Here is a 25,832-nt window from a genome sequence, read left to right on the forward strand (position 1 = left end):
TCATATGGACCAGCCAGACTCGCCGCCGCTGGTCGGCTACCGGGTCGCGGTGACGTCCGCGCACCGTGCCGACGAGCTGTGTGCGCTGCTGCGCCGCTCCGGTGCCACGGTCTACAGCGCCCCGGCCATCACCAAAGTCGGCCTGTTCGACGACGACGAGCTGCGCCGTCACACCGAAGCTCTGATCGCCCGTCCGCCAGACATCCTGGTCGCTACCACCGGCATCGGCCTGCGCGGCTGGCTGGCCGCCGCCGACGGTTGGCGGCTGGCGACCAAGTTGACCGCAGTGCTGAGAGACGCCCGGATCGTGTCGCGCGGACCGAAAGCGACCGGCGCGTTGCGCGGAGCCGGCCTGTATGAGGAGTGGAGCCCTGGATCTGAGTCGTCGCGCGAGGTGCTGCAGTACCTGCTCGGCGGCGGTGTACACGGACAGCGGGTCGCGTTGCAGCTGCACGGCGCCAGCGACCACTGGGATCCGTTCCCGGAGTTCGTTGATGAGCTGCGCGCTGCGGGCGCCGAGGTGGTGCCGGTGCGGGTGTATCGCTGGCTGCCGGCACCGGCAGGGGGGTTCGACCAGCTGGTGACCCTGATCGCCCAACGCCAGGTTGACGCCGTCAGCTTCACCTCGGCGCCGGCCGCGGCGGCGACACTACTGCGGGCTCGCCAGCTGGGCATCGGCGACCAGTTGCTCGCCGCGTTGGGCGCCGACGTGCACGCGATGTGCGTCGGCCCGGTGACGTCCCAACCGCTACTGGCGGCCGGTATTCCGACCTCGGCGCCGAAACGAATGCGGCTGGCGGCGCTGGCCCGCCATATCGCCGACGAGTTGCCGTCACGACGATCCCGCATCGTGCGCGCCGCCGGTCATCTGATCGAGATCCGCGGCTCCTGTGTGGTGGTCGACGGGACCATCAAATCACTCTCCCCGGCGGGAATGGCCACCTTGCGGGTGTTGGCTCAACGGCCCGGAGACGTCGTCGCCCGCGCCGCACTGTTGCGGGCTCTTCCCGGCAACGGCTCCGACACCCATGCCGTCGATACGGCGGTCCTTCGGTTGCGAACGGCGCTGGGCGACAAGAGCATCGTGGCAACGGTGGTCAAACGTGGGTACCGGCTCGCCATCGACGAACAGTCGGGAGTGGCATGAGCCTGATCTTGGTGGCGCATGGCACCCGCAGATCGGCAGGGATCGCCATCGTCGGCGGCCTTGCCGAGCAGGTGAGCGCGGTCGTGGGCCAAACCGTGCAGGTGGGATTCGTCGACGTGCTGGGACCCTCGCCGAGCGCATTGCTGTCCGACGCGGCGGCGGCCACCGACCCCGCGATCGTGGTGCCTGCGTTCTTGTCTCGCGGATATCACGTTCGCACCGATCTGCCCGCGCATGTCGCGGCCAGCGGACACCCCGACGTCACCGTCACGCCGGCGCTGGGACCGAGCCCTGACGTGGCAGCGATCGTTGCCCGCCAATTGGTTCGCATCGGTTGGCGTTCAGGCGATTCGGTGATCCTGGCGGCGGCCGGCACATCGGATCCCGCGGCCCATAGCGATCTGCGTACCACCGCGGCGATGGTGTCCGCGCTGATCGACTCACCCGTGGAACCGGCGTTGGCTGCCACCGAGCGCAGCATCACCGGTGCCGTGGCCAGGGCGCGTGCCCGGTCCTCGCGTCGGGTTGTGGTGGCGTCCTATCTGTTGGCCGATGGCCTTTTCCAGGGACGGTTGCGACGCAGCGGCGCCGATCTGGTCACCGAGCCGCTGGGTACCCACCCGGCGTTGGTGCGGCTGATCGCCGGCCGATTTCAGGCGGCCGCGATGTGCGTGGCTGCTTGACCGGCAGACTTACCGCGGCCCACCTGCACGACACCGTCCACCACTCGCGTCGGGTAGACGGGCACCGCGACAGCGGGATCGTCAAGGCAGCGGCCGTGATCAAAAGCAAAGGCCTGCTTGGCAATCGGTGATTGCACAACCGGCTGCCCGTCCCGATCCCCGGCGATACCGCGAGACAGCACCGCGGCGCCCGAGAACGGGTCGATGTTGCCGATGGCATGCAGCGAGCCGTCGTCGAGCCGGAACAGCGCCACTTGCGATCCATCGTCGAGCAGCACGCCGACACCGCGGCCGGGAATGAGGTAGTCGTAGGCGCAGGCCGCCGTCCAGGTCTGGTCATCGAAGTTCGACAGGGGGGTGATGTCGTCCAGTAATGTCATGAGAACTCCTTGGTGCCTTGGTTATTCACGCCCGCGGCATCGAGGGCATACCGATGGAAACTGAGCTGTCGTTGCGGACCGGTACCGGTACCTTGCGGCCGGCGTGTTCGGTGAATGTCACGGTGGCGTCGACGGCGCCGGGAGCGTTGACGAAGGACACGAACCGCGACAGCTTGTCGGGATCCTCCAGCACGCCCTTCCACTCACACTGGTAGGTGGCCACGTGCCGCTCCATCGCGGCCTCCAACTCGTCGGCCAGGCCCAGCGAGTCGTCGCACACCACGCTGCGCACGTGATCCAGTCCGCCTTCGATCGACTCGATCCACGGCGCCGTACGCTGTAACCGGTCGGCGGTGCGGATGTAGAACATCAGGAACCGGTCGATGTAGCGGACCAGCGTCTTTTCGTCGAGGTCGCTGGCCAACAGCTGGGCATGTTTGGGTGTCATACCGCCGTTGCCGCCGACGTAGAGGTTCCAGCCCTTTTCGGTCGCGATCACGCCGACGTCCTTGCCGCGCGCCTCGGCGCACTCCCGCGCGCAGCCCGAGACGCCCAACTTGATCTTGTGCGGTGCCCGCAGTCCGCGGTAGCGCATCTCCAAGTCGATGGCCAGTTGGACCGAATCCTGTTGGCCATAGCGGCACCAGTCGCTGCCGACGCAGCTTTTCACCGTGCGCACCGCCTTGCCGTAGGCGTGCCCCGATTCCATTCCTGCATCGACCAGCCGCTTCCAGATCGCCGGCAGTTGATCGACGCGGGCGCCGAACATATCGATGCGCTGACCGCCGGTGATCTTGGTGTACAGACCGAAGTCCTGGGCGATCTGGCCGATAAGAATCAGGTGTTCGGGTTTGATGTCGCCGCCGGGAACCCGCGGCACCACCGAGTAGCTGCCGTTGCGCTGAATGTTGGCCAGGAAATGGTCGTTGGAGTCCTGCAGGGACGCCTGCTCGCCGTCGAGGATGTGCTCCGAGCCGGTTGACGCCAGGATCGATGCGACAACGGGTTTGCAGATGTCGCAGCCCTTTCCGGTGCCGAAGCGGTCCAGCAACGCCGAGAAGGTGCGGATCGAGGTGGCGCTGACGATCTCGAACAGCTCGGCACGTGACTGGCTGAAGTGCTCGCACAACGCCTTGGACTGCTCGACACCCTCGGCTTCCAAGAGCTGCTTGAGTAGCGGCACGCAGGAGCCGCACGAGGTGCCGGCGCCGGTGCATGATTTCAGACCCGCCACGTCGGTGCAGCCGGCGGCGATCGCGTCGGTCAGTTGGGCCTTGCTGACGTTGTTGCACGAGCAGATCTGGGCCGAGCCGGGCAGCGCGCCGACCCCCAACACCGCTGCCCCATCACCGGATTGCGGTGAAATCAACGCCAGCGGATCACCGGGCAGCTCCGAACCGACCATCGGCCGCAGCACGCCATACGAGGAGGCATCGCCGACCAGGATGCCGCCCAACAGCGTTTTGGCGTCGTCGGACAGCACCACCTTGGCGTAGGTCTGCTTGACCGCGTCGTTGACCACGACCTGAAGGCAGTTCTCGGTGGTGCCCATCGCGTCGCCGAAGCTGGCAACGTCGACGCCGAGCAGTTTCAGCTTGGTCGACATGTCGGCCTCACCGAACTCGGCCGCGCCGTCCAGCAACCGGTCGGCGACGACTTCGGCGCTGGCGTAACCCGGGCCGACCAACCCATAACAGCGGCCTTCGATGGCGGCCACCTCGCCTACCGCGTACACGTCGGGGTCGGTTGTCCGACAAGACAAGTCGGTGAGCACACCGCCCCGGCCCGCGATCGCCAGGCCCGCCGCAGCAGCCAACTCGTCGCGCGGTCGGATACCCGCGGCGAAAATCACCAATCCGGCGTCGATGACGCCACCGTCCGACAGGTGCACTCGCACCGACGGCGGGCCCTGCGAATGCTCAACGGTTTCAATCGAATCCGTGGACATGTCGACGTGCACCGCCAGGCCCAGCTCGGTGATCATCCTTGCCAGCAGCGCGCCACCGGCCTCGTCGATCTGCTGTGCCATCAACCGCGGCGCCATCTCGACGACATGCGTCTGCAGGCCGAACTGACGCAGGGCATTGGCGGCTTCGAGCCCCAGTAGCCCGCCACCGATCACCACACCGGCGCTGACGTTGCCCGCGTCCAGCGTGCGCTGGACATCGGCGCGGATGCCGTCGAGGTCGTCGAGCGTGCGATAAACGTGGCAACCGGGCAGGTCATGACCCGGAACTGGCGGGACGAACGGGTAGGAGCCCGTCGCCAACACCAGGGTGTCGTAGCCATACCGCTGGCCATCCGCGGTCAGCACCGATTTGGCGGTCCGGTCGATCTCGGTGACCCGAGTGTTCAGCAGCAGTCGGACCCGCTCGTCGCCGGCGTAGTCGTTACCCGGGAGCGCCAGGAGGTCCCGGTCCCATCGCTCGGTGTAGGCAGTCAGCCCCACCCGGTCGTAAGCCGCATCGGGCTCCTCGGCCAGCACGGTGATTTCACAGGCCCCGTTGGCATCCCGGGCACACAGTGCCTCGACAAACCGGTGCCCCACCATGCCGTGGCCGACGACCACGATCTGGCGCGGGGTCTCGAGTGGAGCCATGCCACGAGGCTAGGAACGCGATATTGCCAACATGTTTCGTCCGATGTGCCATCTCCGTGACGCTGATCTCACAGGCCGCTGTGAGGCTGGTGAGAAGAATTCGCTCAGGGCGAACGCCCAGGTGGAACTTAAGCGTGGGTGACTCATGTTTACCGGATAGCAGGCCGATACGGTGTCGGCCGCATCACGACGAGGAGACAACAATGAGCAACGTCACACTGTGGTCGCGTCCGGCCCGGAACACCGACCGTTGGCTGCGTGAATTCTTCGGTCCCGCAGCGGCTTCCGACTGGTTCAAGCCGGTAGTCACCGACGGCGGCTTCAGTCCCGCCGCGGAGATCGTCAAAGAGGGCGACGACGCGGTGGTCCGCCTGGAGCTGGCCGGTGTAGACGTCGAGAAGGACGTCAACGTCGAACTGGACGCAGGTCGGTTGGTCATCCACGGCGAGCGCCGCGACGAGCACGCCGAGGAGAAGGACGGCCGCACCTTGCGGGAGGTTCGCTACGGATCGTTCCGCCGGTCGTTCCAACTGCCCGCCCACATCACCAGCGAGGCGATTTCGGCCTCGTACGACGCCGGCGTACTGACCGTCCGGGTCGCCGGTGCTTACGCGGGAACCGGCACGCAGCGCATCGCGATCACCAAATAACGGCGCGAGCAGACGCAGAATCGCACGTTCGAGCATCGAATAATGCGATTCTGTGTCTGTTCGCCGCGCTAACCCCAGCGGGCCAGGATCTCCTTGGCCCGGGCCCCCAGCGCGGCCTGGAAGAACGGCCCGAAGCTGATCCGCCCCACACCCAGCGGACCGAACGATGCCGGATCGTCCTGGTCGGGCAGTGCGATCGCATTGACCGGAAGCGGCAGCTCAGCAGTCAAGCGCCGCAGCGTCGCCGGATCATGGCGGCCGACCGGGTAGAGCACATCGGCACCGGCCGCCGCGGCCTCTTTCAGCCGCGCCACCGCCCGCTCGACGCGATCCGATTCGTCACCGTCTTGCCGCAGGAACAGATCGGTGCGGGCGTTGATCACCACATGCACCCCGGCCGCATCGGCAGCCGCGCGCAGTGCACCGACCAGCTCGGCGTGTTCACCGGCGGACCGCAGCCGCTTGCCCTCGCTGTGTACGGAGTCCTCGATGTTCAGGCCCACCCCACCCGCACTGAGCAGCCCTTCGATGAGCCGCGATGACGACAGCCCGTAACCCGACTCGATATCCACCGAAACCGGGACGTCCACCGCAGCGGTGATCTGCGCGACCCGGCCGAGCAGGTCGTCGAACGACATGCCTTCGTTGTCCGATTTGCCGACCGAATCGGCGACGGGATGGCTGCCGATGGTCAGCGCAGCGAATCCTGCTTCGGTGGCCAGCCGCGCCGACCAGGCATCCCACACCGTCGGCAGAATCACTGGGTTGCCGGGCTGGTGCAGTGCCAGTAACGCGTTCGCCCGATCGACTGGTGTGCTGTCTGCTGGCATCTGTGCTGAGCCTCTCCTCGAGGACGTGACCTGTCTCACGCCGGCTGTGTGCGGTGGATAGTATCGAGGCACGTACTGTGATCCATGACACCTCGGCCCAGGGAGATCCGTTGTCGACCACTACTGAACTCGCCGAATTGCACGACCTGATCGGTGGCCTGCGCCGGTGTGTGACGTCGTTGCGGTCGCGATACGCCGACACCCCGGCGATGCGGCGCATTGTCAACGACGCCGAGCGAATCCTCAACGATGTCGAGTTGCTCGACATCGACGCCGGCGAACTGGAACTGGCCGGTCCGCTGCCGCATCCGGGCGAGAAGATCTCCATCCCCGACACCCAATACGACGCCGAGTTCTGGCGTGACGTGGACGACGAGGGTGTCGGCGGCCATAGTCGGTCCTGACCACCCCGCGGTCCGGGTGCAGCTGTGTGACTTAGTACTCTCCAACGAGCCCCACGCGAAGAGGATCACATCAGATGAGCGCACCCACGGCGAACCGTCCTGCCACCGGCGTCTTCTCAGCCACCCGCGCCAACGTGCCGCAGTCGAACCTGCGCACCGACAAGTGGTGGTTCCCGCCACTGATGACCGACATCGGTTTGGCCGCGTTCATCATCTACGCGACCATCCGGGCGTTCTGGGGTAGCGCCTACTGGGTGGACAAATACCACTACCTGACGCCGTTCTACTCGCCGTGCATCAGTAAGTCATGTGTCCCGCACTCCAGCCATCTGGGCGTCTGGCTGCCGGAATTCCCCCGCTGGATTCCGCTGGGAATGCTGGTATTACCGTTCCTGCTCGCGTTCCGCATCACCTGCTACTACTACCGCAAGGCCTACTACCGCTCGGTGTGGTTGTCGCCGGCGGGCTGCGCGGTGCCCGAGCCGCGCGCCGGATACACCGGTGAGACACGGCTGCCGCTGATCTTTCAGAACAGCCACCGTTACTTCTTCTACGCCGCGTCGCTGCTGGCGCTGCTCAACACCTACGACGCCATCGTCGCCTTCCATTCCCCGTCCGGGTTCGGATTCGGTTTGGGCAACATCATTTTGGTGGTCAACGTGATCTTGCTGTGGGCCTACACCGGCGGATGCCACTCCTGCCGGCACGTCACCGGCGGACGGCTCAAGCACTTCTCCAAGCACCCGGTGCGGTACTGGATCTGGACCCAGGTCACGAGGCTGAACACCAGGCACATGCAGTTCGCGTGGATCACGCTGGCCAGCCTGGCGCTCACCGACTTCTACGTCATGCTGGTGGCCAGCGGCACTATTACCGACCTGAGATTCATCGGCAACTGACAAGCAGAATCAGTCGGGACAATCAGCAAGAGTTGAGTGAGGTTTCATGGTTGAGGTCGAACGGCACGCGTACGACGTCGTCGTAATCGGTGCCGGCGGCGCGGGGCTGCGCGCGGTCATCGAGGCACGCGAGCGTGGCCTGAAAGTTGCGGTGGTATCTAAATCCCTGTTCGGCAAGGCCCACACGGTGATGGCCGAAGGTGGCTGCGCAGCGTCGATGGGCAACGCCAATCCGAAAGACAACTGGCAGGTCCACTACCGCGACACCATGCGCGGCGGGAAGTTCCTGAACAACTGGCGCATGGCTGAACTGCACGCCAAAGAGGCGCCCGACCGGGTCTGGGAATTGGAGACCTACGGCGCACTGTTCGACCGCACCAAAGACGGCAAGATCAGCCAGCGCAACTTCGGTGGCCACACCTACGCGCGGCTGGCGCACGTCGGTGACCGCACCGGCCTCGAATTGATCCGCACCATGCAGCAGAAGATCGTCTCGCTGCAGCAGGAGGATTACGCCGAATCCGGCGACTACGAAGCGCGGATCAAGGTGTTTGCCGAGTGCACGATCACCGAGCTGCTCAAGGACGGCGACGCGATCGCCGGCGCGTTCGGGTACTGGCGGGAGAGCGGCCGGTTCGTGCTGTTCGAGGCCCCCGCGGTGGTGATGGCCACCGGCGGCATCGGCAAGTCGTTCAAGGTGACCTCCAACTCGTGGGAGTACACCGGCGACGGCCATGCGCTGGCGCTGCGGGCTGGGGCGACGCTGATCAACATGGAGTTCGTCCAGTTCCACCCGACGGGCATGGTGTGGCCGCCCAGCGTGAAGGGGATCCTGGTCACCGAGGGTGTCCGCGGGGACGGCGGTGTGTTAAAGAATTCGGAAGACTCTCGTTTCATGTTCGACTACATCCCACCGGTGTTCAAAGGGCAGTACGCCGAGACCGCGCAAGAAGCCGACCAGTGGCTCAAAGACAACGACTCGGCCCGTCGCACCCCTGACCTGCTGCCCCGCGACGAGGTGGCTCGCGCGATCAACTCGGAGGTCAAGGCCGGCCGCGGCACTCCGCACGGCGGGGTCTACCTGGATATCGCGTCGCGGCTGACGCCTGCGGAGATCAAGCGGCGGCTGCCGTCGATGTATCACCAGTTCATGGAGCTGGCCGGAGTCGACATCACCAAGGAGCCAATGGAAGTCGGGCCGACCTGTCACTACGTGATGGGCGGTATCGAGGTCGACCCGGACACCGGTGCGGCAACGGTACCGGGACTCTTCGCCGCCGGCGAGTGCTCCGGCGGAATGCACGGTTCCAACCGGCTGGGCGGCAACTCGCTGTCGGATCTGCTGGTGTTCGGCAGGCGCGCCGGTCTCGGCGCTGCGGATTACGTGCGGGCCCTCCCCAGCCGTCCGGCGGTTTCCCAGGAGGCCGTCGACGCCGCGGCGAAGCTGGCGCTGGCGCCGTTCGACGGGCCCGAAGACGGTTCGGCAGCGGAGAATCCGTACAAACTGCAGATCGACTTGCAGGACGCGATGAACGAGCTGGTCGGGATCATCCGCAAGTCCGACGAGATCTCCGAGGCGCTGTCGCGCTTGGAGGACCTTCGGGCCCGGTTCACCAAGGTGCAAGTCGAAGGACACCGCCAGTACAACCCGGGGTGGAACCTCGCCATCGACCTGCGCAACATGCTGATGGTCAGCGAATGCGTGGCCCGGGCGGCGTTGGAGCGCACCGAGAGCCGCGGCGGCCATACCCGCGACGACCATCCCGCCATGGAAGCCGATTGGCGGAATACGTTGTTGGTGTGCCGGGCCGACAGTGGGGCCGGGCACGTCAACGTTCCGCACATCAGTGTCAGCCGCCAGGAGCAGGTCCCGATGCGAGCCGACTTGCTGGAGCTCTTCGAGATCTCCGAGCTGGAGAAGTACTACACCGACGGAGAGCTGGCCGACCACCCAGGACGGAGAAGCTAGATGACGTACAACGGCACCATGCGGGTGTGGCGCGGCGACACCGACGGCGGCGGCCTGGAAGACTTCACCGTCGAGGTCAATGAGGGTGAGGTGGTCCTCGACGTCATCCACCGAATGCAGCAGACCCAGACGCCCGACCTCGCGGTGCGGTGGAACTGCAAGGCCGGCAAGTGCGGATCGTGTTCGGCGGAGATCAACGGCCGGCCCCGGCTGATGTGCATGACCCGGATGTCGACCTTCGCCGAGGACGAGGTCGTCACCGTGACACCACTGCGGACGTTCCCGGTGATCCGCGACCTGGTCACCGACGTGTCGTTCAACTACGAAAAAGCGCGTGAAATCCCGTCGTTCACTCCACCCAAGGATCTGCAGCCCGGCGAATACCGGATGGCGCAGGTCGACGTTGCGCGCTCACAGGAATTCCGCAAGTGCATCGAATGCTTTTTGTGCCAAAACGTCTGCCACGTGATTCGCGACCACGAAGAAAACAAGGAGGCGTTCGCCGGTCCGCGCTTTTTCATCCGCCTCGCCGAGCTGGAAATGCATCCACTCGACACCGCTGACCGGCGCGACCTCGCCCAAGAGGAGGCCGGCCTCGGGCTGTGCAACATCACCAAGTGCTGCACCGAAGTCTGTCCCGAAGGCATCAAGATCACCGACAACGCCATCATCCCGATGAAGGAGCGTGTCGCCGGTCGTAAATACGACCCGGTGGTCTGGCTGGGCAACAAGCTGTTCCGGCGGTAAATCAGCCGGGAGCTTTTTAGCTCACGTCCGGCGCGGGTACTCCCTGCAGAGCCCGACCGGAAAGGCGGTAGCGATGGCAATCCGAGAACCTGCCAGCCCCAACGACATTCGAACCGCGATCCGCGAGTTGTCCACGCGTGCCGACATCGCCCACAAGGAGGGCAGGCACGACGAGGCCACCGAGATTGAGCAACGTATCCAGAAGTACCGCGACGAGCTCGGCGAACGTCCGTAAGCCGGAGGGTTAATCAGACGCCGAGGCGACGGAAAACGCTGCGGTGAAACACGATCGGGGCCACTGCGGGATCCACCTGGACGTCGATCACGCGCAGCACGACGATGGTGTGGTCCCCCGCCGCGACCAGTTGCTCGACGGCGCTTTCCAACCAGACGCTGGTGCCCTTGATGAAGACGGCTCCGCTGCCGTTGGATACCGTTTCGAGGCCGGCGAACCTATCGCCAGTCTTGGCGGCCAGGGTACGAACTGCCTCGTCGTGAGCCTCTCCCAGCACGCTGATGCCCAGCGATGGCACATCCTTGAGTTTCGGCCAGGTCGCCGACGTGTTCTGCACGCAGAACGAGACCAACGGCGGATCCAGCGACACCGGGACAAAGGTGCTGGCCGCCAGCCCCTCCCGGACACCGCCGACTTCAGCGGCAATGGCGATGACGCCGGACGGGAAATGCCCGAAGGCTTCGCGCAGAGACGACGGCGTCAGCTTGTCGGGAGAGTTCACCGGGCTTCATTCGGATCGACGGATTTTCGCAACTCTGACCCTACTCGGCGGACAGGCTGACCTCGGCGGTGCCTAAATATCCGTGCTGTGTGCCCGCCAAAGAACCGGCTTCGCCGGCGTGCAGATGCTCGCGGAGGGCGACCAGCGAAGCTCGGTGACGCTTGCCACACGACGTACGTATCCGCCATCGCCGCAGGTCACAGCGCTGAGAACGTGTGGCCCAACCGGTTGGTTGCTTAGGTTATGAAATTTAGCTCACAGTCGCTTGCGTTGCAGTTACCGAACCGTTAAGTTTGGCGCTGTTACTGGTGGGTAACTTAGCCCTAGTACCCAACCACGAGTGGCATTCTCATCGAGGAGGAGCACGTGAGCCACTACAAGAGCAATGTCCGCGACCAGGTATTCAACCTTTTCGAGGTCTTAGGCGTGGACAAGGCGTTCGGGGAAGGCGACTTCAGCGATCTGGACGCCGACACCGCCCGTGAGATGTTGGAAGAGATCAGCAGGTTGGCCGCGGGGCCTGTCGCTGACTCGTTCGTCGAAGGTGACCGCAATCCGCCCACCTTCGACCCGGAAACGCATACGGTGACGCTGCCTGAGTCGTTCAAGAAGTCGGTGCGCGCGGTTACCGAGGCCGGTTGGGACCGGGTTGGACTCGACGAGGCACTGGGCGGTATGCCAATGCCCAAGGCGATGATGTGGGCGCTGCACGAGCACCTGCTGGGCGCCAACCCGGCGGTGTGGATGTACGCAGGCGGCGCAGGTTTCGCCAACATCCTCTACCACCTGGGCACCGAGGAGCAGAAGAAGTGGGCCGTGCTGGCCGCCGAGCGCGGCTGGGGCTCGACCATGGTGTTGACCGAGCCGGACGCCGGCTCAGATGTGGGTGCTGCCCGCACCAAGGCCGTGCAGCAGGACGACGGCTCCTGGCACATCGACGGGGTCAAGCGGTTCATCACCTCCGCCGACTCCGGTGACCTGTTCGAGAACATCTTCCACCTGGTGCTGGCCCGCCCCGAGGGCGCCGGCCCCGGCACCAAGGGCCTGTCGCTGTTCTTCGTGCCGAAGTTCCACTTCGACCCGGAGACGGGTGAACCGGGCGAGCGCAACGGCGTGTTCGTGACCAACGTCGAGCACAAGATGGGCCTGAAGGTCTCGGCGACCTGTGAGCTGTCCTTCGGTCAGCACGACGTGCCGGCCAAGGGCTGGCTGGTCGGCGAGGTGCACAACGGCATTGCGCAGATGTTCGACGTCATCGAGCAGGCGCGGATGATGGTCGGCACCAAGGCCATTGCGACGCTGTCGACTGGTTACCTGAACGCGCTGGCGTACGCCAAGGAGCGGGTGCAGGGCGCCGATCTGACCCAGATGACTGACAAGACCGCACCGCGGGTGTCGATCACTCACCACCCCGATGTGCGTCGTTCCCTGATGACCCAGAAGGCCTACGCCGAGGGTCTGCGTGCGCTGTACCTCTACACCGCGACCTACCAGGACGCCGGGGTGGCCAAGGCGGTGCACGATGTGGACGCCGATCTGGCAGTCAAGGTCAACGACCTGATGCTGCCGGTGGTCAAAGGAGTGGGCTCTGAGCAGGCCTACGCCAAGCTCACCGAGAGCCTGCAGACCCTCGGTGGGTCCGGCTTCCTGCAGGACTACCCGATCGAGCAATACATCCGCGACGCCAAGATCGATTCGCTGTACGAAGGCACCACCGCCATCCAGGCGCAGGACTTCTTCTTCCGCAAGATCGTCCGGGACAAGGGTGTGGCGCTGGCCCACGTGGCAGGGCAGATCGAGCAATTCGTCAAGAACGAGTCCGGCAACGGCAGGCTGAAGGCCGAGCGCGCGCTGCTGGCCACCGCGTTGACCGACGTGCAGGCCATGGCAGCCGCGCTGACCGGCTACCTGATGGCCGCGCAGGAGGACATCTCCAGCATCTACCGGGTGGGCCTGGGTTCGGTGCGCTTCCTGATGAGCGTCGGCGACTTGGTGATCGGCTGGTTGTTGCTGCGTCAGGCCGCGGTGGCCGTCGAGGCGCTCGACGCCGGGGCCAGCGACAGCGATCGGGCCTTCTACGAGGGCAAGATCGCGGTGGCGTCGTTCTTCGCGAAGAATCTCCTGCCGCTGCTGACCAGCACTCGCCAGGTGGTCGAAACGATCGACAACGACATCATGGAGCTTGACGAAGCCGCCTTCTGATGATCAGGCGTTAAGACGCAACAGTCCCCCGTTTCGCTGCTACGAAACGGGGGACTTTGCGACTGCGAGCCACCCCGAACTGAAATGACCGCCGCTAAGTCCCCTCATCCCAACGGCGTGCCAGTTAATTCAGGGAAGCTCCGCATTGCCATCGGGTCGGGGGGTCGGACGACAACGCGGAGCTATCCGGCACGTCGCATACCCGCGGCCCGGTGTTACAAAACAATCTGAGGCGGAAATTCTCCGCCGGTCCGATCAAGCCTCCAGAATGGCGGCGACGCCTTGGCCGCCGGCCGCGCAGATCGAGATCAGGGCGCGCAGTGGCTTGCCGTCACTCCCCTTCTGCTCGGCCTTCTTTTCCGCCAGCTGCTTGGCGGTCTGTGCGAGGATCCGTCCGCCGGTGGCGGCGAAGGGATGACCGGCAGCCAGCGACGAGCCATTGACATTGAGCTTGGACCGGTCGATCGGTCCCAGCGCGGCATCCAGGCCAAGCCGTTCCTTGCAGTACTCCTCGGACTCCAAGGCCTGCAGATGGGCGAGCACCACCGACGCGAAGGCCTCGTGGATCTCGTAGAAGTCGAAGTCCTGCAGGCTCAACCCGTTGCGGGCCAACAGCCGCGGTATCGCATACGTCGGCGCCATCAGCAGGCCGTCGGCACCGTTGACGTAGTCCACGGCGGCGGTCTCGGCGTCGACGAAGTAGGCCAACGGTGTCAGCGAATGTTCGGAAGCCCATTCTTCACTGGACAGCAGCGCGACCGAGGCGCCGTCGGTCAGGGGCGTCGAATTGCCCGCCGTCATCGTGGCGTCGCCGGCTTTGACGCCGAACACCGGCTTGAGCTTGGCCAGCTTCTCCACCGACGCGTCCGGCCGCAGGTTGTCGTCACGGTACAGCCCCAGAAATGGCGTGACCAGGTCGTCGAAGAAGCCCCGGTCGTAGGCGGCCGCCATGTTGCGGTGGCTGGCCACGGCCAACTCGTCCTGGTCGACCCGCTTGATGCCCATCTGTTTGGCAGTGATGGCCTGGTGTTCGCCCATCGACAGTCCGGTGCGCGGTTCGCTGTTCACCGGGATCTCCACGCCGAGGCTGGCGGGCAGTTTGCCCACCAGCTTCAGCCGCTGCACATTGGACTTCGACCGGCGCAGCCCGAGCAACGTGCGGCGCAAATTGTCGCCCAGGCCGATCGGCGCATCGGACGTGGTGTCCACCCCGCCGGCGGCGGCAACCGCGTAGCGGCCCGCGGCGATGCCGTCGGCTGCCGCGATCGCCGCCTGCAGCCCGGTGCCACAGGCTTGCTGCATGTCGAAGGCCGGCGTGTAGGACGACAGCGCCGACCCCAGCACGCATTCACGCATCAGGTTGAAGTCGCGGCTGTGCTTGAGCACGGCACCGCCGATCACCGCGCCCAGCCGCTCACCGGACAGGCCGAACCGGTCGACCAAGCCGGCCAGGGCTGCGGTGAACATGTCCTGGTTGGACGCCTCGGCGTACGCGCGGTCGGAACGCCCGAACGGGATACGGTTGCCGCCCAACACAGCGACACGCCGCCGGGACTGCGTCGCCGCCTTCGAGGGCTGGTCACCGATCTTGGAACTTGCAGAGGAATTGGCAGGGGCCACGTTTGTCTCCGTCAGTAGGGGTTATCCGCGGTTAAGGTCATAGTACCCACGGTTCTTACTCTGGAGTAAGTTCGGTCTCGTTACGGTTGTCGATAGATGGCACGCTCGATATGGAAGGCAACTTCAGTGGCCCCCACGGATCTATTCTCTCAGGTCGTCAACTCCGGCCCCGGGTCGTTTCTGGCCAAACAACTCGGCATCCCCCAACCCGAGCCGCTGCGCCGCTACCGCGCCAGCGATCCGCCGCTGGCCGGGTCGCTCTTGATCGGCGGCGAGGGCCGGGTGGTCGAACCGCTACGTGCAGCATTGGACAAGGACTACGACGTGGTCGGGGCCAACCTCGGCGGTCGATGGGTCGACTCGTTCGGCGGATTGGTCTTCGACGCCACCGCAATCACCGGCCCGGCCGGCCTGACGGCACTGCATGAATTCTTCACTCCACTGCTACGCAACGTCGGTCCCTCCGGCCGCATCGTCGTGGTGGGAACTACTCCCGAGGCAGCCGGCAGCACCGACGAGCGGATTGCCCAGCGCGCGCTGGAGGGCTTCACCCGCTCACTGGGCAAGGAGTTGCGCCGGGGAGCCACCGTCGCGCTGGTCTACCTGGCCCCCGACGCCAAACCCGCGGCCACCGGACTGGAGTCGACGATGCGATTCATCCTGTCGGCCAAATCCGCCTATGTCGATGGCCAGGTGTTTCATGTCGGCGCCGAGGATTCCACCCCGCCCGCCGATTGGGACCGGCCGCTGGACGGCAAGGTCGCGATCGTGACCGGCGCCGCGCGGGGTATCGGCGCGACCATCGCCGAGGTATTCGCCCGTGACGGGGCCCGGGTGGTGGCGATCGACGTCGAAGGCGCCCGCGAAGCACTCGAAAAGACTGCCACCAAGGTCGGCGGCACCGCGCTCACCCTCGATGTCACCGCCGACGACGCCGTCGACAAGATCACCGAGCACCTGCGTGAGCACTACAACGGGCGGGCCGACGTGCTGGTCAACAACGCGGGCATCACTCGCGACAAGCTGCTGGCCAACATGGACGACGACCGTTGGAACGCCGTCCTCGCTGTCAATCTGCTTGCGCCGAAACGTCTTACCGAAGGGCTGGTGGGTAACGGCAGCATCGGCGAAGGCGGCCGGGTGATTGGCCTCTCCTCGATGGCCGGTATCGCCGGCAACCGCGGGCAGACTAATTACGCCGCGACCAAAGCGGGCATGATCGGGCTGACCCAGGCGCTGGCGCCGGAACTGGCCGAGAAGGGCGTCACGATCAACGCGGTCGCGCCGGGATTCATCGAAACCCAGATGACGGCCGCGATTCCGCTGGCCACCCGCGAGGTGGGCCGGCGGCTGAACTCGCTGTATCAAGGCGGCCAGCCGGTCGATGTGGCCGAGACCATCGCCTACTTCGCCAGCCCCGCGTCGAACGCCGTGACGGGCAACGTGATTCGCGTCTGCGGCCAAGCAATGTTAGGGGCGTAACCGGTGACCCAGCCCAGTGGCCTGAAGAACCTGGTCCGCGCCGCAGCCGGGGCGTTGCCGTTCGTACCGCGCAGCGATCATCTGTCCAACCGGACGGTGACGGTGCAGGACGTGCCCATCGACCGTACGAACGTCGCCGCTTACGCCGGGGTCACCGGACTGATCTACGGCGACAACGTGCCGCTGACCTACCCGTTCGCGCTGACCTTCCCGACCATGATGTCGTTGGTGACCGCCTTCGACTTTCCTTTTCCCGCAATGGGTTCGGTTCACATCGAAAACCACATCACGCAGTACCGGCCGATCAAGGTGACTGATACCGTGGACATCGCGGTGCACGCAGAAAACATCCGCGAACACCGTAAGGGTCTGCTGGTAGACCTGGTGACCGATGTCAGCGTCGGCAACGACACCGCGTGGCATCAAGTGACGACCTTCCTGCATCAGCAGCGCACCAGTCTGTCGGACGAGCCCAAGCCACCGCCGCAGAAGCAGCCCAAGCTGCCTCCCCCGAATGCTGTCTTGCCGATCAACGCCGGGCAGATTCGCCGCTACGCCGCCATCGGCGGCGACCACAACCCGATTCACACCAATCCCATCGGCGCCAAGTTGTTCGGGTTCCCGACCGTCATTGCACATGGGATGTTCAGCGCGGCAGCGGTATTGGTCAACCTCGAGGGCCGCCTGCCCGACGCGGTGAAGTATTCGGTGCGGTTCGGCAAGCCACTGGTACTGCCCGCCAAGGCCGGGCTCTACGTCGATCAGGTCAATGACGGCTGGGATCTGAGTCTGCGCAATATCGCCAAGGGCTACCCGTACCTCACCGGCACGCTACGGGCGCTGTAGGACGTTCGACTGTGCATCGTTGGATTTCAGTGTGAATCCTGGGCGGGAAAGTCGCCGGAATCCCGCCCGGTGTTCACACTCGAAGCCATGGAGTCACGCTCGAAAGTCGTGACAGTGGGGGCCGCGTCGCTGGGCGCGCCTTTCAGACCGCGCCAGAACAGGTTGATCATCAGCCCGGCGGCTTCGTCGACGTCGGTGTCGCCGGTGCTCAGTCGAGTGGCCACCGCCTCGCCCGCACCCACCAGGGCCACGGCCATCATGTCGAAGTCGGTGCCGGGGTCGGGATTTCGGGTCCCCGACCGAAGCAGGCGCGCCACCAGTTCGATGATTCGCTCGCGGCCCTCACGCACAGTATGAGCAAACGCCTGCGAGCTGGTCGCCTGGGTGTACATCACGATCCACGACGACCGGTTCGTATCGATGTAGCGCAGGAAGGAGACGATGGTGTTGCGCAGCAAGTCCTTCGGGCTCTGCTGAAGCTCGATGTCTTCACGTACGCCGTCGATGAAACGGGACAGCTCACGGTTCAGGCACGCGCCGAAGAGTTCTTCCTTCGAGCCGTAGTACAGGTACAGCATCGGTTTGGAGATCTCTGCTTTGGCTGCGATCGCATCCATCGAGGTTTCGTGGTAGCCGTTGATCGAGAACATCTCGACGGCGGCGTCGAGCATCTGCTGTTCGCGGACGGCACGCGGTAGCCGCTTGGTACCACCTGCCATCGTCTGCCCTTCGTCTGCAGCCGGATATCTGACTCCAGAGTAAGCAATGTGCGATTAGCGCACACCCGCTATCGGCCGCACCCCGCTGGCCGGCCCTTCACCGCTGCCATCCGCAGCACCGAAGCATCCACCGCCGGCTGCGCCAACTCCCCTGCGGCCAGCGCCTTCTCCAGCCGGTCGAGCACCGCGGGCACCTCGTCGGTGGTGACCCACAGCGCGATGTCGCTGCCCGCCTGCAGCGCGCGTAGCACCGCCTCAGGCACCCCGTAGCGCTCGTTGATCGCGGCCATGCTGGACAGGTCGTCGCTGAACACCGGGCCGTCGAACGGCGGCCCGCCGTAGCCGTCGCCGGTGCGCAGCAAGTGCACAGCCGCCGGGCTCAGGCTGGCCGGCTGGTCGTTCGTCAGGCCGGGAACCTGCAAATGACCGATCATCACCCCGACCGGCGTCGCACTCACCAGCGTCCGGTAGGGCACTAAGTCATCGTGCTGCAACTGGTCCAGCGGTGGCGTGGCCACACCGCCGGTGTGTGAGTCGCCCGAACCGTGTCCGTGGCCGGGGAAATGCTTGAGCACCGGCAGCAGCCCGGCATCACGCAGGCCGCGGGCATAGGCTCCGGCGTATTCGGTGACCACCTTGGGATCCGCGCCGAACGAGCGGTCGCCGATGACCGTGTCGTCGGCGGCGTCGGTGACATCGACGACCGGTGCAAAGTCGACGGTGATACCCAGCCCGCGCATCTTGTGGCCACGGTCCAGCGCAGTCGCGTAAACGTCGTCGACACTGAGGGTCTGCGCCAGCATCCGCGCCGACGGCGCCGATCCGATCAGCGACGAAAGCCGCGATACCCGGCCGCCCTCCTCATCGACGCTGACTGCCAGCGGCAGCGGTCCCGCGCTACCGGCGATGCCGCGCAGTGAACCATCGGTCAACATCGATAGCTCGGTCCAGCTGCCGATGAAGATGCCACCGACGTGGTGGTCGGCCACGACCGCTCGCGCGTCGTCGGCATTGCGCACTCCCACCATCAGCAACTGAGCCAGCTTGTCGCGGCCCGACATTGCCGTCAGCATGGCCGTCCCTTCACCGCAGGCCGGCTGACGGGGTGCGGGCGACGATGCGCTCGGAGACTCCGGCGGCTTTGCAGTGGTGCCACATGACGCGATCAGCGCTGACACCGCAGCAAGGGTGGCCAAGACGCGTAAGAGAGCCATCGGCCCATGCTGTCACGGGACGCATCGGCGACGGCGCCGCCCCGCCCGGCCATAGTGCTAGGTTGGGCGACTAGGTCCGGCGATCACCAGTCCGCACTCTCAAGGAGCCCCCGATGAACCGGTTCGTTGCGCCAGCTGCAGCCAGCATCGTGGTCGGTCTGCTGCTGGGTGCCGCCGCCATCTTCGGGATCACCTTGATGGTGCAGCAGGACACCAAGCCGCCGCTGCCCGGCGGCGACCCGCAGTCCTCGGTACTCAACCGGGTTGAGTACGGCAACCGCACCTGAGCTGAGTACCTCGACTCGGACCGCCTCGCAGGAGGCGGCGTCTTTGACGGTGGTGGGCCTGTCGCGGCGGTGGTTGTGGTTGGTCGCGGCGGCGGCGCTGGCGTTGACCTTCGCCCAGTCGCCCGGGCAGATCTCCCCCGACACCAAGCTCGACCTCACCGCCAACCCCCTGCGCTTCCTGGCGCGCGCCACCGATCTGTGGAATAGCGAGCTGCCGTTCGGACAGGCGCAGAACCAGGCCTACGGCTACCTCTTTCCGCACGGCACGTTTTTCCTGGCCGGCCACCTGCTGGGGCTGCCCGGTTGGGTGACTCAGCGGCTGTGGTGGGCGCTGCTGCTCACCGTCGGCTTCTGGGGACTGCTGCGGGTGGCCGAGGCGCTGGGCATCGGAAGCCCGGCGTCCCGGGTGATCGCCGCGGCGGCGTTCGCGCTGTCGCCGCGGGTGCTGACCACGCTCGGGTCGATATCCTCGGAAACGCTGCCGATCATGTTGGCGCCGTGGGTGCTGTTGCCCACCATCCTGGCGCTGCGCGGCGGCGCCAGCCGATCAGTGCGCCGACTGGCGGGGCAGGCCGGGCTGGCGGTGGCGTTGATGGGGGCGGTCAACGCCATCGCGACGCTGGCCGGCTGCCTGCCGGCGGTGATCTGGTGGGCATGTCATCGGCCCAACCGGCTGTGGTGGCGCTACACCGCGTGGTGGCTGCTGGCGCTGATCCTGGCGATGTCGTGGTGGATGGTGGCATTGGTCCTGATGGCCCGGATCAGCCCGCCGTTCTTGGATTTCATCGAATCCTCCGGTGTCACCACGCGATGGTCGTCGCTGGTGGAGGTACTGCGCGGCACCGACAGCTGGACGCCGTTCGTGGCGCCCGACGCCACCGCGGGTGCTCCGCTGGTCACCGGGTCGGTGATGATCCTGGCCACCTGCCTGGTTGCCGCGGCGGGTCTGGCCGGCCTCGCCATGCGCGGCATGCCGGCCCGCGGGCGGCTGGTGACGATGCTGCTGGTCGGGGTGACGCTGATCGCCGTCGGCTACTCCGGCGGGCTCGGCTCGCCGGTGGCGCACCAGGTGCAGGCCTTCTTGGATGCCGGAGGGGCGCCGTTGCGCAACGTGCACAAGCTGGAGTCGCTGATCCGGATCCCGCTGGTGCTGGGTTTGGCCCAGCTGCTGGGTCGGGTGCCACTCCCGGGCAGCACACCGGCGCCGGCGTGGATTCGCGCGCTAGCCCACCCCGAACGCGACAAACGCATGGCAACCGGGATCGTGGTGTTGACCGCGCTGATGGTCGCCACCTCGCTGGCCTGGACCGGTCGGATGACTCCACCCGGCGCATTCCGCGCGATACCTCAGTATTGGCACGACGCCGCCGACTGGCTGACCGAGCACAACACCGGTACGCCGACGCCGGGCCGCGTGTTGGTGGTCCCAGGTGCCCCGTTCGCCACTCAGGTGTGGGGCACCAGCCACGACGAGCCGCTGCAGGTGCTCGGCGACAGCCCGTGGGGGGTGCGGGACTCGATTCCGCTGACCCCGCCGCAAACCATCCGCGCGCTGGACTCGGTACAACGGCTGATCGCGGCCGGCCGCCCCTCGGCCGGCCTCGCCGATACCCTGGCCCGCCAAGGTATTTCCTATGTGGTGCTGCGCAACGACCTGGATCCGGACACGTCACGTTCGGCCCGCCCGATCCTGGTGCACCGGGCTATCGCGGGGTCGGCGCGACTCCAGAAGGTGGCCCAGTTCGGCGCGCCGGTCGGCCCCGGACCGGTGTCGGGGTTCATCAGCGACAGCGGCCTGCGGCCGCGGTACCCGGCCGTGGAGATCTACCGGGTCGCGTCCGGCGGCGGCGACCCGGCCGCTCCCTACTTCGCCGACACCGACCAGTTGACCCGGGTCGACGGCGGCCCCGAGGTGCTGTTGCGCCTCGACGAACGCCGTCGCCTGCTCGGGAGGCCGGCACTGGGACCGGTACTGATGACCGCCGACGCCCAGCGTGCCGGCCTGCCGACGCCCGTCGTCACCGTCACCGACACTCCGGTTGCCCGGGAGACCGACTACGGCCGCGTCGATGATCACTCGTCGGCGATCCGGGCCGTTGGCGACGCCCGGCACACCCACAACCGGGTGCCGGACTATCCCACGCCGGGCGCGGAAACTGTCTACGGCGGCTGGACAGCCGGTCGGCTCACCGCATCGAGCTCCTCGTCGGATGCCACCGCCTTGCCCGACGTCGCGCCGGCGACCTCTCCGGCCGCCGCAGTCGACGGCGACCCGGGGACGGCATGGGTGTCCAACGGACTGCAGTCAGCGGTGGGCCAATGGCTGCAGGTGGACTTCGACCATCCGGTGACCAACAGCGTGATCACCTTGACGCCCAGCCCGACCGCGGTCGGCGCCCAGGTCCGCCGGATCCAGATCGAGACCGTCAACGGCACGACCACGTTGCGGTTCGACGAAGCCGGTAAGCCGCTCACCGCGGCGCTGCCCTACGGCGAAACCCCGTGGGTGCGCGTCACCGCGATCGGCACCGACGACGGGTCCGGCGGTGTGCAGTTCGGCATCACCGATCTGTCCATCACCCAGTACGACGCCAACGGCTTCGCCCACCCCATCGACCTACGGCATACCGTCCGAGTGCCCGGCCCGCCGCCGGGCTCAGCGGTGGCCCGTTGGGATCTGGGCTCCGAGCTGCTGGGCCGGCCCGGCTGCGCCGAAGGTCCGCAGGACATGCGCTGCGCGGCGTCGATGGCGTTGGCCCCGGAAGTGCCAACCACCCTGAGCCGCACGTTGAGCGTGCCGCAGCAGGTGTCGGTCACTCCCGCGGTGTGGGTGCGGGCCCGGCAGGGCCCCAAACTGGCCGATCTGATCGCCGAACCGAACACCACCCGCGCCCGCGGCGACTCCGATCTCCTCGATGTCTCCGGCTCGGCATATGCGGTCACCGACGGTGATCCGGCCACCGCGTGGACGGCGCCGCAACGGGTTGTGCAGCACAAGACGCCGCCGACGCTGACATTGACGCTGCCCCGACCAGCCGAGGTGACCGGACTGCGGCTCACCGCCGCCCGGTCGGCCGTGCCCTCGCATCCGACCCTGGTCGCGGTGGATCTCGGCGACGGCCCACAGATCCGGGAACTGAACGCGGACACCGACGGCGAGGCTCAGATCGTGGCGCTGAAACCGCGGCTGACCGACAGCGTCATCATCAGCCTGCTCGCCTGGGACGACGTCATCGACCGTACTGCGCTGGGGTTTGATCAATTGAAACCACCGGGGCTGGCCGAGATTACGGTGATCGACGCCGACGGCAATCCGGTGGCGGCCGCTGACGCCGCCCGCAACCGCTCGCGCGAGGTCATCGTCGACTGCAGCCACGGCCCGGTCGTCGCGATCGCCGGCCGCTTTGTGCACACCATGATCACCACCACAGTGGGCGCGCTGCTGGACGGCGAGCCGGTGGCCGCCCAGCCGTGCGAGCGCCAGCCGATCGCGCTACCGGCCGGTCAGCAGGAGCTGCTGATTAGTCCCGGTGAGCAGTTCAGCGTCGACGGTGTTCAGCTATCGGATCCCCTCGCTGACCAATTAACCAGCGCGACAACGATTCCCGCAGCCACTGGAATGTGGGGCGCGGCGCACCGCGAAGTACGGGTACCCGATGCGACCGTCTCGCGGGTGCTGGTTGTGCCGGAAAGCATCAATCGCGGTTGGCGGGCGCGCACCGGCAATGGGACCCTGCTGGACCCCGTGGCCGTCAACGGGTGGCAGCAGGGCTGGATAGTGCCGGCGGGGACGTCGGGCACCATCACGCTGACCTTTGCGCCGAACTCGGCGTATCGCGCCGGGCTGGGTGGCGGATTGGTGCTGCTGCCGCTGCTGGTTTTGCTGGTTGGGTGGCCGGTCCGCCGCAACCCGGGCCGCAGCGACCCGCCTGCCCGTCCGTGGGCTCCCGGGCCGTGGGCGGCGGTGGCGCTGGTGGGGGCCGGCGGGATGGTCGCGGGTCCGGTGGGGATCGCGGTGTTCGCCGCCGCGCTGGGACTGCAATGGACGTTGCGCGATCGACAGCGATGGCGGGATGCGGTCACCATCGGCGCGAGTGCCGGCGGTTTGATTCTGGCCGGTGCCATGCTGTCCCGGCATCCGTGGCGCTCGGTCGACGGTTATGCCGGGCATTCCGCGGGTGTGCAGCTGCTGGCGCTGGTTTCGCTGGCAGTGTTGGCGTCCTCGGCGGTGCGGCTGCGACGCGAGCCGTTTCGCCGCTGACTGGCGGGGTACGCGGGACAATAGGCATCTACCGTCCGAGAGGCAGCGGGGATGGGATGGTTCAGCGCACCTGAATATTGGTTGGGCCGGCTGGTGCTGGAGCGCGGTATTGCCGTTGTCTACCTGCTCGCGTTCGTCGCGGCCGCACAACAGTTCCGGGCGCTGATCGGGGAGCACGGAATGCTGCCGGTGCCCCGGTATCTGGCTGCTGTGTCGTTTCGCCGGGTGCCAAGCATTTTCCACGTTCACTATTCCGACCGGTTCTTTGCCGCGGTTGCCTGGTTCGGCGCCGCACTGTCGGCTGCAATCGCCGCCGGACTAGCCGGCCTGGTGCCGCTCTGGGCGGCCATGCTGATGTGGCTGCTGCTGTGGGTTCTCTACCTGTCGATCGTCAACGTCGGGCAAACCTGGTACTCGTTCGGCTGGGAGTCGTTGCTGCTCGAAACCGGCTTTCTGGCGATCTTTCTCGGCAACGACGATGTTGCGCCGCCGGTGCTGACGATGTGGCTGGCACGCCTGCTGCTGTTCCGGCTCGAGTTCGGGGCGGGGCTGATCAAACTGCGCGGCGACCGGTGCTGGCGCGACCTGACCTGCCTGTACTACCACCACGAGACGCAGCCGATGCCCGGGCCACTGAGCTGGTTCTTTCACCACCTGCCCAAGCCGTTGCACCGAATTGAGGTGGCCGGCAACCATTTCGCCCAACTCGTCGTGCCGTTCGGATTGTTCGCGCCGCAGCCGATAGCCAGTGTGGCAGCGGCGATTATCGTTATCACCCAGCTGTGGCTGGTGGCCTCCGGAAACTTCGCCTGGCTCAACTGGTTGACGATCCTGTTGGGCTGCAGCGCGATCGACACGACATCGGCGGCAGCGGTGCTGCCGATTCCGCAGCCGCCCGCCTTGGCCGAACCACCGATCTGGTTCGCGGCGCTGGTGATCATGTTCGCCGGAGCCACGCTGCTCCTGAGCTACTGGCCGATGCGCAACATGATCTCGCGGGGTCAACGGATGAACATGTCGTTCAACGCTTTTCACTTGGTCAACACCTACGGTGCGTTCGGCAGCGTCGGACGAACCCGCCGCGAAGTGGTGATCGAAGGCACCAACGACTCCACGATCACCGATGAAACGGTATGGGAAGAGTACGAATTCAAAGGCAAGCCGGGCGCAGTTCGCAGCCTGCCGCGGCAATGGGCGCCATACCATTTGCGGTTGGATTGGTTGATGTGGTTCGCTGCCATATCCCCGAACTACGCATATCCGTGGCTGCGAGAATTTCTGCTGCGGCTGCTGCAAAACGATCGACCGACGCTGCGGCTGCTGCGGCACAATCCCTTCCCCGAGCGCCCACCCAAGTATGTGCGCGTCCAGCTCTACCGATACCGCTTCACCACATGGCAGGAACTGCGCCACGAGCGGGCCTGGTGGCATCGCACGCTGGAAGGACGGTATGTCCCGCCGATCGCGTTGGAGGAGATGACATTCCCTTCGCGCAAAGCCACCCGGAGCGAGGAGTAGCGACTAGCGCTCAGCGGCGCGGAGGGTCCAGCTGGCACAGGACCAGCGCGGTGACGAGGCCGTAACCGAGGTGCGGAACGACATCGGCAATCCAGCCGACGGCACCCCAGGTAAGCGGGTTGGTCACGCCGAGGGCGATCATCGGTCCGTTGGTGCCGATCAGAGCGCCGGCGGTGGCGACGACTGTGGTGAGCACTCTGCCGGGACGCCAACCGAGCGCGCGCAGTAGTCCGAGAAGCGCGCCTATGCCGATACCAGCGGCGATACCCATAAGAGCGCCGACGCCGGCTATACGGTTCGGTTGGGTATCGAGGCCGCCGGGGATCGTCCAGTGCAGCAGGCGCACCAAAGCCTTGACGGTTTCTTCAGGCGTTGTGCTTGCCGGCCGACCCCGCAACGCCATATCGAGGTAAGTGAGGACATTCAGCGCAGTGGTGCCCGCCGCGCCGGCGGCGGCGCCGGTCCACAGTCCCCACCCGATCCGCAGCGCACTGGCTCTGCTCCGCATTTGGCAATGCTCCTTGGTACTCGCGCGCGGCTTACGCCCCATGGAGTCGGCTATTGATTGACAGCTCGATGGCCGGCCGAGGGCGGCATCCATCACCCAACCATGAGCGGCAGGACTCCGAATAGTTAAT

Annotated in this window: 22 protein-coding genes; 14 read left to right on the plus strand and 8 right to left on the minus strand. The window is 66.3% G+C overall.

Annotation, left to right across the window (positions count from 1 at the left end):
• Window positions 1–4: 4 nt before the first annotated feature.
• On the plus strand, window positions 5–1,147 hold the full coding sequence (locus AC5Y5W_RS23920; RefSeq protein ID WP_500013597.1) for a uroporphyrinogen-III synthase: 1,143 nt from the start codon (window positions 5–7) through the stop codon (window positions 1,145–1,147).
• Window positions 1,144–1,830 (plus strand): sirohydrochlorin chelatase, encoded by a 687-nt coding sequence (locus tag AC5Y5W_RS23925; RefSeq protein ID WP_500013595.1) that lies wholly within the window; start codon window positions 1,144–1,146, stop codon window positions 1,828–1,830. Before AC5Y5W_RS23920 ends, AC5Y5W_RS23925 begins: the two co-directional genes overlap by 4 nt.
• Here the strand turns inward: AC5Y5W_RS23925 and nirD are convergent.
• Together nirD and nirB are read right to left on the minus strand one after the other, a co-directional pair.
• Window positions 1,800–2,210 (minus strand): nitrite reductase small subunit NirD, encoded by a 411-nt coding sequence (nirD, locus tag AC5Y5W_RS23930; RefSeq protein ID WP_500013593.1) that lies wholly within the window; start codon window positions 2,208–2,210, stop codon window positions 1,800–1,802. The genes AC5Y5W_RS23925 and nirD overlap by 31 nt on opposite strands.
• A gap of 25 nt (window positions 2,211–2,235) precedes the next feature.
• Window positions 2,236–4,809 (minus strand): nitrite reductase large subunit NirB, encoded by a 2,574-nt coding sequence (gene nirB / locus AC5Y5W_RS23935; protein WP_500013591.1) that lies wholly within the window; start codon window positions 4,807–4,809, stop codon window positions 2,236–2,238.
• A 203-nt stretch (window positions 4,810–5,012) separates the two neighbouring features.
• On the opposite strand from nirB, the gene AC5Y5W_RS23940 reads away from it, so the two are divergent.
• Complete coding sequence (locus AC5Y5W_RS23940) at window positions 5,013–5,459, plus strand: Hsp20/alpha crystallin family protein (RefSeq protein ID WP_500013589.1); 447 nt, start codon at window positions 5,013–5,015, stop codon at window positions 5,457–5,459.
• A gap of 68 nt (window positions 5,460–5,527) precedes the next feature.
• On the opposite strand, the gene AC5Y5W_RS23945 is transcribed toward AC5Y5W_RS23940, so the two are convergent.
• A complete protein-coding gene (locus AC5Y5W_RS23945; protein WP_500013587.1) occupies window positions 5,528–6,289 on the minus strand; it encodes an isocitrate lyase/PEP mutase family protein in 762 nt (253 codons plus the stop codon).
• A 110-nt stretch (window positions 6,290–6,399) separates the two neighbouring features.
• Between AC5Y5W_RS23945 and AC5Y5W_RS23950 the strand changes: the two genes are divergently transcribed.
• From AC5Y5W_RS23950 to AC5Y5W_RS23970, 5 genes are all read left to right on the plus strand, one after another.
• Window positions 6,400–6,693 carry an Rv0250c family protein gene (locus AC5Y5W_RS23950; protein ID WP_499887789.1) on the plus strand — a complete coding sequence of 98 codons (294 nt, stop codon included), beginning with the start codon at window positions 6,400–6,402 and terminating at the stop codon, window positions 6,691–6,693.
• A 74-nt stretch (window positions 6,694–6,767) separates the two neighbouring features.
• On the plus strand, window positions 6,768–7,592 hold the full coding sequence (sdhC, locus tag AC5Y5W_RS23955) for a succinate dehydrogenase subunit SdhC (protein WP_500013585.1): 825 nt from the start codon (window positions 6,768–6,770) through the stop codon (window positions 7,590–7,592).
• 46 nt (window positions 7,593–7,638) lie between these two features.
• Window positions 7,639–9,561 carry a fumarate reductase/succinate dehydrogenase flavoprotein subunit gene (locus AC5Y5W_RS23960; protein ID WP_500013583.1) on the plus strand — a complete coding sequence of 641 codons (1,923 nt, stop codon included), beginning with the start codon at window positions 7,639–7,641 and terminating at the stop codon, window positions 9,559–9,561.
• Complete coding sequence (locus tag AC5Y5W_RS23965) at window positions 9,562–10,308, plus strand: succinate dehydrogenase/fumarate reductase iron-sulfur subunit (RefSeq protein ID WP_500013581.1); 747 nt, start codon at window positions 9,562–9,564, stop codon at window positions 10,306–10,308. It begins immediately after the preceding gene.
• Between the two features lie 73 nt (window positions 10,309–10,381).
• Complete coding sequence (locus AC5Y5W_RS23970) at window positions 10,382–10,543, plus strand: hypothetical protein (RefSeq protein ID WP_500013579.1); 162 nt, start codon at window positions 10,382–10,384, stop codon at window positions 10,541–10,543.
• A gap of 13 nt (window positions 10,544–10,556) precedes the next feature.
• On the opposite strand, the gene AC5Y5W_RS23975 is transcribed toward AC5Y5W_RS23970, so the two are convergent.
• The gene (locus AC5Y5W_RS23975) at window positions 10,557–11,045 is read right to left on the minus strand and encodes a flavin reductase family protein (RefSeq protein WP_500013577.1); all 489 of its coding nucleotides are present in this window, start codon (window positions 11,043–11,045) and stop codon (window positions 10,557–10,559) included.
• Window positions 11,046–11,411: 366 nt separating this feature from the next.
• Between AC5Y5W_RS23975 and AC5Y5W_RS23980 the strand changes: the two genes are divergently transcribed.
• Window positions 11,412–13,247, plus strand: a complete 1,836-nt coding sequence (locus AC5Y5W_RS23980) for an acyl-CoA dehydrogenase (RefSeq protein WP_500013576.1) — start codon at window positions 11,412–11,414, stop codon at window positions 13,245–13,247.
• Window positions 13,248–13,502: 255 nt separating this feature from the next.
• Here AC5Y5W_RS23980 and AC5Y5W_RS23985 read toward each other — a convergent pair whose 3' ends face one another.
• Window positions 13,503–14,834 carry an acetyl-CoA C-acetyltransferase gene (locus AC5Y5W_RS23985; RefSeq protein ID WP_500013638.1) on the minus strand — a complete coding sequence of 444 codons (1,332 nt, stop codon included), beginning with the start codon at window positions 14,832–14,834 and terminating at the stop codon, window positions 13,503–13,505.
• A 159-nt stretch (window positions 14,835–14,993) separates the two neighbouring features.
• Between AC5Y5W_RS23985 and AC5Y5W_RS23990 the strand changes: the two genes are divergently transcribed.
• Together AC5Y5W_RS23990 and AC5Y5W_RS23995 are read left to right on the plus strand one after the other, a co-directional pair.
• On the plus strand, window positions 14,994–16,349 hold the full coding sequence (locus AC5Y5W_RS23990) for a 3-oxoacyl-ACP reductase (RefSeq protein WP_500013574.1): 1,356 nt from the start codon (window positions 14,994–14,996) through the stop codon (window positions 16,347–16,349).
• 3 nt (window positions 16,350–16,352) lie between these two features.
• Window positions 16,353–17,195 (plus strand): MaoC/PaaZ C-terminal domain-containing protein, encoded by an 843-nt coding sequence (locus tag AC5Y5W_RS23995; protein WP_500013572.1) that lies wholly within the window; start codon window positions 16,353–16,355, stop codon window positions 17,193–17,195.
• Between the two features lie 26 nt (window positions 17,196–17,221).
• Here AC5Y5W_RS23995 and AC5Y5W_RS24000 read toward each other — a convergent pair whose 3' ends face one another.
• Window positions 17,222–17,914, minus strand: a complete 693-nt coding sequence (locus tag AC5Y5W_RS24000; protein ID WP_500013571.1) for a TetR/AcrR family transcriptional regulator — start codon at window positions 17,912–17,914, stop codon at window positions 17,222–17,224.
• Window positions 17,915–17,982: 68 nt separating this feature from the next.
• Complete coding sequence (locus AC5Y5W_RS24005) at window positions 17,983–19,128, minus strand: glycoside hydrolase family 3 N-terminal domain-containing protein (protein ID WP_500013569.1); 1,146 nt, start codon at window positions 19,126–19,128, stop codon at window positions 17,983–17,985.
• A gap of 113 nt (window positions 19,129–19,241) precedes the next feature.
• Between AC5Y5W_RS24005 and AC5Y5W_RS24010 the strand changes: the two genes are divergently transcribed.
• The 3 genes from AC5Y5W_RS24010 to AC5Y5W_RS24020 are packed head-to-tail and all read left to right on the plus strand — an operon-like array spanning window position 19,242 to window position 25,194.
• Window positions 19,242–19,415: a DUF2613 domain-containing protein gene (locus AC5Y5W_RS24010; RefSeq protein ID WP_065013670.1), complete on the plus strand. Its 174-nt coding sequence runs from the start codon at window positions 19,242–19,244 to the stop codon at window positions 19,413–19,415.
• Window positions 19,416–19,464: 49 nt separating this feature from the next.
• Window positions 19,465–23,676: an alpha-(1->3)-arabinofuranosyltransferase gene (locus AC5Y5W_RS24015; protein ID WP_500013637.1), complete on the plus strand. Its 4,212-nt coding sequence runs from the start codon at window positions 19,465–19,467 to the stop codon at window positions 23,674–23,676.
• A gap of 51 nt (window positions 23,677–23,727) precedes the next feature.
• A complete protein-coding gene (locus tag AC5Y5W_RS24020; protein WP_500013567.1) occupies window positions 23,728–25,194 on the plus strand; it encodes a lipase maturation factor family protein in 1,467 nt (488 codons plus the stop codon).
• Window positions 25,195–25,204: 10 nt separating this feature from the next.
• Here the strand turns inward: AC5Y5W_RS24020 and AC5Y5W_RS24025 are convergent, their stop codons facing one another.
• Window positions 25,205–25,702 (minus strand): hypothetical protein, encoded by a 498-nt coding sequence (locus AC5Y5W_RS24025; RefSeq protein ID WP_500013565.1) that lies wholly within the window; start codon window positions 25,700–25,702, stop codon window positions 25,205–25,207.
• Window positions 25,703–25,832 lie beyond the last annotated feature (130 nt).

The organism is Mycobacterium sp. NGS51, from assembly GCF_059812525.1.